The organism is Deferrisoma palaeochoriense (assembly GCF_054656955.1).
Window position 1 is genome coordinate 1 of the sequence record NZ_BAAHXI010000094.1, and the last position, 9,537, is coordinate 9,537.

Genomic DNA, 9,537 nt, shown 5'->3' on the forward strand with positions numbered 1-9,537 from the left:
CCGGCAGATCACGGGCTTCTTGCAGTCGAGGATGGAGTCCACCATGAGGTTAAAGAGATCCATGTACTCGCCGTACTCGTTGGGCCGGCGGGAGTAGTACTGGGAGTACTCCACGGTGTTGCCGCCGGTGCAGAAGGCCTTGTCGCCGGCGCCGGTGAACACCACGGCCACGACCGAGCGGTCGCCCGAGGCGGCCTTGAACCCGGCGATCACGCCCTTGACCATCTCGGTGGTGTAGGAGTTGTACTGCTTGGGGTTGTTCAGGGTGATCCAGGCCACATAGAGGTCGGGCACCACGTTGCCGTCGGGATCGACGAGGGGCTTTTTCTCGTAGACGGTGCAGGGGGGCTCGGTGCCCCAGTACTCGCCCTTGAACAGCCGGTGGTCCTTGAGTTCGTTGTCGCGGGGCAGCCAGTCGAGACTCATACGGTTCCTCCTTTTGATGCGGTCTACGGTCTACGGTCTACAGTCTGCGGTCGGGAGGCGAGGTGCCGGGCGCACCTAGAGGGTTCCCGGTGTTCCCCGCTTCCTAGCCTTCCAGCCTAAAAATCCGGCTCCAAGATCACCCGTTTTTCCAGCTTGCCGTGGTGGGCGGCCTCGAACACCTCTTGGATCTGGCTCATGGGCCGGGTCTCGATGAACGGCTCCACCTGGATCTTGCCCTCCTGCACCAGCTTGAGCACGCTCGGATAATGCTTGGGCGGGCAGCCCCAGGTGCCCACGATCTCGGCGTCGAAGGCCATGAGCCGCGAGAGCATGTACTCCACCTTGGCCGGGGTGTAGCCCACCACCACCATCCTGCCCACGAACGAAAGGAGCGAAAGCCCCAGTTCTTGGCCCGGCTTCGTGCCGGAGACCTCGAAGATCTTCCAGCCCCAGTTGTGGGGCAGGCCGTTTTGTTTGGCGATCTGCTTAAACTCGGCCGCCACGTCCTTGGGGCCCTTGTCCCGGGGGTTGATGGTGGCGTCGGCCCCGTACTGGCGGGCCTTCTCGAGCTTCGCGTCGTCGATGTCCACCCCGATCACGAACGCGGCGCCGAAGGCCTTGGCCATCTGGGTCATGTAGATGCCCACGCCCCCGCCGCACCCGATCACGATGACCCGGTCGCCGGGCTTGAGGTCGCCCCGCACCGCGGCCTGGTAAGGGGTGGTCACGGCGTCGGCGATCACCGAGTAGTGCGAAAGCGGCTTGTCCCGTTTGTCGATCACGCACAGGTCCCGGTAGGGAACGGGGATGTGGCTCGCGTACCCGCCGTAGATGCCCAGGCTGTTGCCGGGCATCTTCTGGGCCAGGCACCGGTTTTCCCGGCCGCTCTTGCAGATGTCGCACTCGCCGCAGGGCATGACCGCGGGGATCAGGACCTCCTTGCCCACCCAGTCCGAGGGCCCGGCCACCACCGTGCCGGCGATCTCGTGGCCTAGCACGAGGGGCGGCGGGTTCACGGTGGGCACGCCCAGGTAGAAGTACGAGAGGTCGGTGTGGCACACCCCGCAGCCGGCCACCTCCACCAGCACCTCCCCCTCGCCCAGTTCGGGCACCGGGAGCTCCACCCTCTCCAGCACGCCGGGTTCCCCGGTCTTGGGGTCCGAGGGCTTGGTCATCTGCCAGGCCAGGATCTTGTCGGGAACGCTCATGGCTCTCCTCCTTCAAGGAATGGGGTTCACGAACCGGACGGCGCATCCCCCCCGCCCCCCAGGTGGCGGAGGAACGCCTCCACGGTTTCCACCCGGAACAGGGGCCACAGGGGGCTCTTGCGGTAGAGCGAAAGACAGGCCTCGTGGACCTCGGGTTTGTGGGCGGCCGTGGCGTCCTCGAGGATCACGGCCCGAAAGTCGTGGGCCAGGGCGTCGAGCGCCGTGGCGAGCACGCAATAGGGGGTCGTGATCCCGGCCACGGCCACGGTGTTCACCCCGAGGAGCCGCAGGGTTTGGTCCAGGTCGGTCTTGTAGAAGGCGCTGAACCGGCGCTTCGGAAGGTGGATGTCCCCCGGCGCCGGCTCCAGCTCGGGCACCACCTCGGCCCCCGGGGTGCCCCGGATCGCGTGGGGCTTCATCCGGCCCCCGAACAGGAAATCGCCGGGCAGGAACGAGTCGTTGGCGTAGATCACCGGGAACCCCCGCCGCCGGACCGCCGCTGCGGCCCGCCGGATGGCGGGCACGATCGCCATGCCCTCCCGCTCGATGGCGGTGTGCTCCCCGGACTTCAGGTTGTCCACCAGCATGTCCACCACCACCAGGGCCGGGGTCACGGGGTCTCCTCCAATCCGAGGATCCGGGCGGCGTTCCCGCCCAGGATCGCCTCTTTGGCCGCCTCCGAAAGGGGCAGTTGCCGGATCGCCTCCACGTTGGCACGGATGCCGGGATTTCCCGGCCAGTCGGAGCCGAACACCACCTTGCGGTGGATCCGTTCGAGCCCCGGGAAGTAGCTGAGGAGCTTCTGGGGCGGGAGCCCCGAGATCTCCAGGTAGAGGTTCGGGTGGAGCCCCGCCAGGAACTCGGCCCGGTCGTACCAGAACCCGCGGCCCCCGTGGACCATGAGGAGCGTGAGCTCCGGGAAATCCACGGCCACCTCGTCCAGATGCAGGGGGTCGCCGTATTTCAGCTTGGCGCCCCGGAACACGCTGGAGCCGGTGTGGACCATCACGGGCCAGCCGAGCTCCTGGCACGCGCCGTAGAGCGGGTAGAGCTCCCGGGCGTTGGGGTAGAAGTGCTGGTACGTCGGGTAGAGCTTGAGCCCCCGGAACCCGAGGTCCGCCAGCCGGCGGACCTCCCGGTCGAGCCGCCGGGTCACCCAGGGGTTCACGTTGGCGAACAGGATCAGCCGGCGGCACCCGCCGAACCGCTCGAGCACGTACTCGTTGGTGGTGACCCCGGTGACCCCGGGGCTCACCTCCGGCAGTCCCACGGCGTAGTCCACGCCCTCGGCGGCCAGGTACCGGTCGAACCGCTCCGGTGCGAGCAGGGCGTCCCAGTCGCCCCGCTCGCCCCAGAAGCTGTCGCAGAACGCCCGGGCGGGCGGCTCCAGGTGCTCCCGGGCCGCCAAGTGCACGTGGAAATCGATGACCATGGCCGGACCGGGAGATCCCCAGGGAAGCGGTTACCGGTGCTTCCACTCGGGCCGGCGCTTCTCCAGGAACGCCTGGAGCCCCTCCTTCGCGTCCTCGGTGGTCATGAGGTCGTGGAGGTAGACGTGCTCCACCTTGGAGAGCGCGTCGGCGAACGGAAGCCCCTTGGCCGTACGGATCGCCTTCTTGGTGGCCCGGAGCACGGGCCCCGAGAGCGTCGTGAACACCCGCAGGAACTTCCCGAACTCCTCGTCGAACGACTCCAAAGGCACCACCTTGTTCACGAGCCCCAGCGCGAGGGCCTCCTGGGCCCGGATGGTCTCGCCGCCCACGATGAGCTCGAAGGCGCGTTTTTCGGGGATGAGCCGGGGCAGCACCACGGCCGCGAGGGGCGGGAACACCCCCACCTTCACCTCGGGCTGGCCGATCTTGAGGTTCTCGGCCGCCACGATCATGTCGCAGAAAATCGCAAGCTCGCATCCGCCCCCCAGGGCGGCGCCCTTCACGGCCGCCACCGTCGGGATCTCGAGGGCGTCGAGGTGGTGGAAGATCTCGTGGAACACCTCGATCATGCGCTCCACCTTGTCGGGGGTGTGGTCGGCCACGTCCACCCCGGCGGAGAACGCCTTGTCCCCCTCGGCCGTGACCACGAGGGCCCGCACCTCGAGCTCCCGGGCCTTCACCTTCGCCAGGGCGTCGTTGAGCTCCTCCATGGTGGGGATATCGAGCACGTTGTACGGAGGCCGATTGATCGAGACCCACGCGGCCCCGTCGGCGTCCCAGGTCTTGATGAACTTGTAGTCACTCATGGTCTTCCTCCCGTGCAGGGGCTGGCGGCGAAGCGCCGCGAAGGCCTTTGCTTTCCAGCCTCCCAGCCTCCCAGCGTTCCAGCCTAAATGTACTGTCCCCCGTCCACCTTGATCACTTCGCCGGTGATGTGGCGGCCGCATTCCGAGGCGAGGAACGCCACGAGCCAGGCCACGTCCTCGGGCTTTCCGGCCCGCTTCACCGCGGACTCGTTGATCGCGGCCTCCCGGAACTCGGGGGGCATGCTCTCGCCCATCTCGGTCAGGATGAACCCGGGGGCCACCGAGTTGCAGGTCACGCCGTATTTCCCGAGGTCCTTGGCCGCAGCCTTGGTGAGGCCGATCACCCCGGCCTTGGCCGCCGAGTAGTTGGTCTGGCCGAACTTGCCCCGGAGGCCGTTGATCGAGGTGATTGAGATGAACCGGCCGTACTGCTGCTCCCGGAAGATCGGGGCCGCGGCCCGCAGGTAGTTCCAGGTGCCCTTGAGGTCCACCTCGATCACCCGGTCGAACTGCTCCTCGGTCATCTTCCAGAGCACCCCGTCCCAGTTCATGCCGGCGTTGGTGACCAGGATGTGAAGCCCGCCGAGCTCGGCCACCACCTTGTCCACCATGGCCTGGGCGTCGGCGAAGCTGGCCACGTCGGCCTGCACGGCGAGCCCGCGTCGGCCCATGGCCTCGAGCTCCCGGACCATCTTTTCCGCCTCTTCGGCGCTCTTTCGGTAGTTCAGGGCCACGTCGGCCCCGCAGCGCCCCAGTTGGCGCACGATCTCGGCCCCGATGCCCCGGGTGCCGCCGGTGACGATCGCCACCTTTCCGGTCAGGTCCACCATCGCAGCGTCCTCCTTTCCCCTCAGAATTACGATTCCCGACGAATGATCATGGCCATCGTGGAGCCCCCGCCGCCGCAGATGCCGGCCACGCCGAGCTCCTTGTCGAGGCGCTTGAGCGCGTAGTAAAGCGTCACCAGGATCCGGGCCCCCGAGCAGCCGGTGGGGTGGCCCAGGGCGATGGCTCCGCCGTGCACGTTGAGTTTTGACCGGTCCCAGTTGAGCATACGCTCGTTGGCGATCACCTGGGCGGCGAAGGCCTCGTTCACCTCGATGAGGTCCATGTCGTCCAGGGTCATGCCGGCCCGCTCCAGGGCCCGGGGGATGGCGACGCCCGGCCCCTCGCCCATGTACCGGCCGTCCACCGCGGTCTGGGTGTACTCCACCACGGAGAAGAGGGGCTGGAGGCCCTTCTCCTGGGCCTTCTCCCGGGTCATGGCCACCAGGAACGCGGCCCCGTCGGTGAGGCCGCAGGAGTTGCCGGCCGTGACCGAACCGTCCTTCTTGAAGGCCGGCGGGAGCTTGGCCATCTGCTCCACGCTGACCTCGTAGCGGATGGACTCGTCCTTGTCGAACACGATGTCCGGGTTCTTGCGGTCCCCCGGCACCGTGACGGGGACGATCTCCTCGTCGAACCATCCGTTCTTCTGGGCCTCGGCGGCCTTCCGGTGGCTGTCGGCCGCGAACTCGTCCATCTCCCGGCGGCTGATGCCGTACTTCTCCACCAGGTTCTCCGCCGTGAGCCCCATGGAGAGGTCGGCGATGGGGTCGTGGGAGTCGGTCCAGCCGTCCTCGATGGTCACCGGCCCCATCCGGAACCCTTTCCACCGGTAACCCTTGATGAGGTGGGGGATCGTGGACATGCTCTCCATGCCGCCGCAGAGCACGACGTCGGCCTGGCCCACCTGGATGAGCTGGGTGGCGAGGCTCACCGCCTTCATGCCGGCGGGGCACGCCTTGTTGATGGTGACCCCCGGTACGTGCTGGCCCACCCCGCCCTTGAGGGCCGCCGTGCGGGCCGGGTTCACGTGGTTTCCGGCCTGGCGGCACGACCCGATGATGGCGTCGTCCACCTCGTCGCCCGACACGTTGGCCCGCCGGAGCGCCTCCCGGATCGGAAACGAGGCCAGGTCGTACACCTTCATGTCCTTCAGGGTGCCGCCGAACCGGCCCATGGGGGTCCGCACGGCGCTCACGAACACGATGTCGCTCAGCTTTCGCATGGTCTCTTCCTCCCTTCGGGGGCACCACGGGGTGCCGGGTGAACGATCGGTCGTCCGGCGAAACGGCCCGCGGGGAGCCCAGGGCTCCGTCCGCGGGCCGGGATCATGCGGTGGCCTTCTCCTTGGCCTGGATCGGGATGGGCTCGGAGGGAAGGTCGGGGGGCGGCGGGCCGCCCACCACCTTCTCCACGGCCCCGAACCGGGGCGGGCAGGCCTCGAGGCAGGTGCCGCACTTGATGCACACCTCCTGGTCGATCACGTGCACCAGGCCCTTCCCGCCCGCGATGGCGTCCACCGGGCAGCGCCGGGCGCAGGTCATGCAGGCCCGGCACTTCTCGGGGTTGATGTAGTAGCTGGGGACCTCGGCCAAGAGTCGCTCCACCTCGTCCCGGGGGAAGAGCCGCTCCACGGCCGCTTTGTCTTTGATTTTCTGGGTGAGTTTGTCCCGGGCCGCGAGCTTGAGGTACGGGACGAGCTTGTCCAGTCGGCCGATTTGCTCCTTCACCTCGGCCGGGTCGAGCCCCTCGCCCTCGCCCAGGGGGCCCAGGGCGCGGATCTCCCGGCTGAACTGGTTCATGAGTTCGGCGAACCGGGTGCCCTCGCCCGATGAGAGTTCCTCGAACCGCACCCGGGCGGGGTTCACCCCCACGTGTTCGAGCACCCCCTTGGTGAGCTCCACCATGTTCAGGGCGTAGAAGTTGCCGTGGGTAATGTAATGGCACTCGCCCAGGTAGCACCCGCCGATGAACACGCCGTCCGCGCCGTTTCGGAACGCCCGTAGCACGAACGACATGTCCACCCGGCCCGAGCACATGACCCGGATGAGCTTGATATCGGTGGCGTATTGGAGACGGGACACGCCCGCCAGGTCCGCAGACCCGTACGCTCACCAGTTGCAGACGAAACCGATCAGCTTGGGCTTGAACTGCATGGGGGATCCTCCGTTCGCGTGTTTACCGACGATCTGCAACCCTCGGATCTGCTGCCAAAACCCCACCGTAGGGGGAAACGGCGGATTTCTCCCGTGCCGTTCCCGCCCGGGTACCGAAGCGCCGTTGGGTGGTCGGGCGGAAAGGGATCACAGAGATTCGGCCAAAATCTCCACCACGTCCTTCACCTCCAGGGTGGCGTCCTCGCCGAGCCCCAGGCGGCTGTCCTCGAAGTTGGCGATGCAGTAGGGGCAGGCGGTAACGAGCACCTCGGCCCCCACGTCCAGGGCCTGGCGCACCCGGAGCTCGGAGAACCGCTCCGCCTTCGGCGTGTCCATCCAGATCCGGGCGCCGCCCCCCCCGCAGCACAGGCTGTCGACCCGGTTCTCGGCCATCTCCACGAGTTCGGCGCCGGCCACCTCGGCCAGAAGCTCCCGCGGCGCGTCGTACACCCCGTTGTGCCGGCCCAGGTAGCACGGGTCGTGGTAGGTGACCCGGCGGCCGTACCGGCCGGGGATCTCGAGCCGCCCCTGGCGGACCAGGTCCAGCAGGAACTCGCTGATGTGCACCACCTCGAACCGCACCATGAACTCGGGGTATTCGTTCTTGAAGGTGTGGTAACAGTGGGGCGAGTTCACGACGACGCGCCTCACCCCCCGGTCGATGAACGCCTTGATGTTTTCGCGGGCAAGTTTCCGGAACACCTCTTCGTCGCCCGCCTTACGAATACTCTCGCCACAGCAGCTCTCGGCCTCCCCCAGGATGCCGAACGACACCCCGGCCCGCTGGAGGAGTTTCGCCGTGGCCGCGGCCACCCGCCGAAGCCGCTTGTCGTACGAGTAGTAGCATCCGGTGAAGTAGAGGACTTCCATGCCCTCCTCGAACAGGGGCACCCCCGCCTCTTTGGCCCAGGCCCCGCGTTCCTCCCGCGCTTCGCCGAAGGGGTTCCCGGTGGTGCTCAGGTTGCCGCTGACGCCCCGCACCGGCCGCACATTGGCCGGAAATACCCCGTACTCTGTGGCGATCTTGCGCAGCACCACCCCGGAGTCGATCTGACGGACGTCCCGCGGGCAGCGCTGGGGACAGCGGCCACAGGTGGTGCACCGCCAGATCTCCTCGTTTTCGATCTCGGTCATCCCGAACGCGGCCTGGCGCACGATCTTTCGCATGCTGAATCGGCGCACCTGATTCCAGGGGCACACCACGTCGCACAGGCCGCACTGGAAGCAGTACTGGAACGGCTCGCCCCCTTCGGAGCGGATGAGATCGCGAATTTCCTTGTAATCAGCTACGTTTTCCATGATCCCGTCCTTCGGTCGCGGCGTGGTGGCCCGCCTTCAGTGGCCGGCGGGTCGCCTAGTGACGCGTTCCCGAAATCCCATGGTTTTCCCACGAGGTGGGGCTGGGGGCCCCTCCTTCGCTGTACGGCCTCGCAGGGGTCGCCTCGGCGCGGTCCGCTGCGGCGCGTGAGGGCACGCGCCGCGGCCGCTCCCCTTGCGCCGGGCGACCCAATCTGCTCGGCCGTCACGCTTCGTCGAAACCCCCAGCCCCGCCACCGCAAGTGCATATTTTTTGAGAGACGGACCACTAGTCGCCCTTCTGGGTGAGCCGGGCCACGGCGTCGAGGAGTTTGTCGATCCCGTATTCGCTGGCCAGCGCCTCAACCCCCACCTCGAGTTCGTCGGGGACGGTTTCGGGCACCTCCACCTCCTCCTCGCGCTCCTCGTATACGAGCGCGTCCACCCGGCACACCGCCACGCACACGGGCTCGTCCAGGGGAGGGGTGGTTTCGCACATGTCGCATTTCAGGGGCAGTCGTGAGTCCGGCTCGTAGAAGTAGTCGCGCGACGGGCAGATGTTCCCGCAGAACGCGCACTCCGGGTACTGCTTGCCCTGGAGTTCGTAGGCGTGGCGCCCGGCGCACTCGGCCGGGGTGTAGACCACGGACCGAATGGGGAAGTAGATGTCGTTGATCTCGTCGAACACCACCCGGATCCGCGACCGGGCCGGGTTGCCGCTGGAATACCGGGGCTTGGCGTGGAACGCGGAGCATGCCAGCTCACAGGCCCGGCACCCGATGCATTTGTCCGGGTTCACCCTGATCGTCTTGATGATTCGTTTTTCCTTCATGGCCGACTCCGAGTGAGGCTGCGAAGTTAGGAGGCGAGAAGACCGGAAGGCCCAACGCCTTCTCTGCCCCCGGACGTCTTGTTATGAGACCTCCCTCGTGGTTCCAAGGCTCCCGGCGCCGCGGGAGCGGGACACGCGGGGCAGAACCCGGCCCCGGGTCAGACCGTGATGTCCTGGAACACCGGCTCTCGGTCGTTCTCCGACAGGATCCCCCGCCGCACCAGGTCCTCGGCCACGTCCGCCAGGCCCAGCTTCTCCAGGGTGCCGATCGTCGGGATCCCGTCCTGGGTCCAGCCCTTGAACGTGTAGTAGTCGCTCAGGACCTTCTGCTCCTTCTCCGGGTCCCGGATCTGCCAGTGGTCCTCGGGGGGCCGCTCGTCCTTGCGCCGCAGCCCCCGGCGCACATTGATCGCCCGCACCAGGTTGCGGTTCCGCCGCCCCAGGTTCCACAGTTCGTGGGGCGTTAGCTCGATCCCGGCCGCCGCCCGGATGAACGTGGGCAGGTTGAAGATGTGGTACGGCGGCTGGCCCCCGAACTGCCCCCGGAACGAGGAG

Annotated in this window: 11 protein-coding genes; all 11 read right to left on the reverse strand. The window is 67.5% G+C overall.

The genetic code is table 11. From position 1 onward, the window contains the following. On the reverse strand, window positions 1-426 hold a 426-nt coding region (locus ACYQ8L_RS17240), incomplete at its 3' end, for an enoyl-CoA hydratase-related protein (RefSeq protein WP_459943057.1). A 116-nt stretch (window positions 427-542) separates the two neighbouring features. Continuing rightward, complete coding sequence (gene had / locus ACYQ8L_RS17245) at window positions 543-1,634, reverse strand: 6-hydroxycyclohex-1-ene-1-carbonyl-CoA dehydrogenase (RefSeq protein ID WP_459943058.1); 1,092 nt, start codon at window positions 1,632-1,634, stop codon at window positions 543-545. A 26-nt stretch (window positions 1,635-1,660) separates the two neighbouring features. Continuing rightward, window positions 1,661-2,248 (reverse strand): cysteine hydrolase family protein, encoded by a 588-nt coding sequence (locus ACYQ8L_RS17250; RefSeq protein ID WP_459943059.1) that lies wholly within the window; start codon window positions 2,246-2,248, stop codon window positions 1,661-1,663. After that, window positions 2,245-3,066 (reverse strand): amidohydrolase family protein, encoded by an 822-nt coding sequence (locus ACYQ8L_RS17255; RefSeq protein WP_459943060.1) that lies wholly within the window; start codon window positions 3,064-3,066, stop codon window positions 2,245-2,247. The genes ACYQ8L_RS17250 and ACYQ8L_RS17255 overlap by 4 nt, the downstream gene beginning before the upstream one ends. Before the next feature lie 30 nt (window positions 3,067-3,096). Further along, window positions 3,097-3,873: an enoyl-CoA hydratase/isomerase family protein gene (locus ACYQ8L_RS17260; protein ID WP_459943061.1), complete on the reverse strand. Its 777-nt coding sequence runs from the start codon at window positions 3,871-3,873 to the stop codon at window positions 3,097-3,099. Between the two features lie 83 nt (window positions 3,874-3,956). Beyond that, a complete protein-coding gene (locus ACYQ8L_RS17265) occupies window positions 3,957-4,703 on the reverse strand; it encodes an SDR family NAD(P)-dependent oxidoreductase (RefSeq protein ID WP_459943062.1) in 747 nt (248 codons plus the stop codon). Between the two features lie 26 nt (window positions 4,704-4,729). After that, complete coding sequence (locus ACYQ8L_RS17270; protein WP_459943063.1) at window positions 4,730-5,923, reverse strand: thiolase family protein; 1,194 nt, start codon at window positions 5,921-5,923, stop codon at window positions 4,730-4,732. A 103-nt stretch (window positions 5,924-6,026) separates the two neighbouring features. After that, window positions 6,027-6,854, reverse strand: a complete 828-nt coding sequence (locus ACYQ8L_RS17275; RefSeq protein WP_459943064.1) for a hydrogenase iron-sulfur subunit — start codon at window positions 6,852-6,854, stop codon at window positions 6,027-6,029. Window positions 6,855-7,001: 147 nt separating this feature from the next. Beyond that, on the reverse strand, window positions 7,002-8,153 hold the full coding sequence (locus ACYQ8L_RS17280) for a (Fe-S)-binding protein (protein WP_459943065.1): 1,152 nt from the start codon (window positions 8,151-8,153) through the stop codon (window positions 7,002-7,004). A gap of 286 nt (window positions 8,154-8,439) precedes the next feature. Continuing rightward, window positions 8,440-8,982 carry a 4Fe-4S binding protein gene (locus ACYQ8L_RS17285; protein WP_459943066.1) on the reverse strand — a complete coding sequence of 181 codons (543 nt, stop codon included), beginning with the start codon at window positions 8,980-8,982 and terminating at the stop codon, window positions 8,440-8,442. 158 nt (window positions 8,983-9,140) lie between these two features. Beyond that, window positions 9,141-9,537, reverse strand: a 397-nt coding sequence (locus ACYQ8L_RS17290) for an aldehyde ferredoxin oxidoreductase C-terminal domain-containing protein (protein ID WP_459943067.1), incomplete at its 5' end; no start/stop codon positions are given.

Excerpts from the sequence above, each read along its gene's own strand:
- ACYQ8L_RS17265 (WP_459943062.1), bottom strand. The coding sequence starts at position 4,703 with ATGGTGGACCTGACCGGAAAGGTGGCGATCGTCACCGGCGGCACCCGG.
- ACYQ8L_RS17255 (WP_459943060.1), bottom strand. The coding sequence starts at position 3,066 with ATGGTCATCGATTTCCACGTGCACTTGGCGGCCCGGGAGCACCTGGAG.
- ACYQ8L_RS17270 (WP_459943063.1), bottom strand. The coding sequence starts at position 5,923 with ATGCGAAAGCTGAGCGACATCGTGTTCGTGAGCGCCGTGCGGACCCCC.
- ACYQ8L_RS17280 (WP_459943065.1), bottom strand. The coding sequence starts at position 8,153 with ATGGAAAACGTAGCTGATTACAAGGAAATTCGCGATCTCATCCGCTCC.
- had (WP_459943058.1), bottom strand. The coding sequence starts at position 1,634 with ATGAGCGTTCCCGACAAGATCCTGGCCTGGCAGATGACCAAGCCCTCG.
- ACYQ8L_RS17285 (WP_459943066.1), bottom strand. The coding sequence starts at position 8,982 with ATGAAGGAAAAACGAATCATCAAGACGATCAGGGTGAACCCGGACAAA.
- ACYQ8L_RS17260 (WP_459943061.1), bottom strand. The coding sequence starts at position 3,873 with ATGAGTGACTACAAGTTCATCAAGACCTGGGACGCCGACGGGGCCGCG.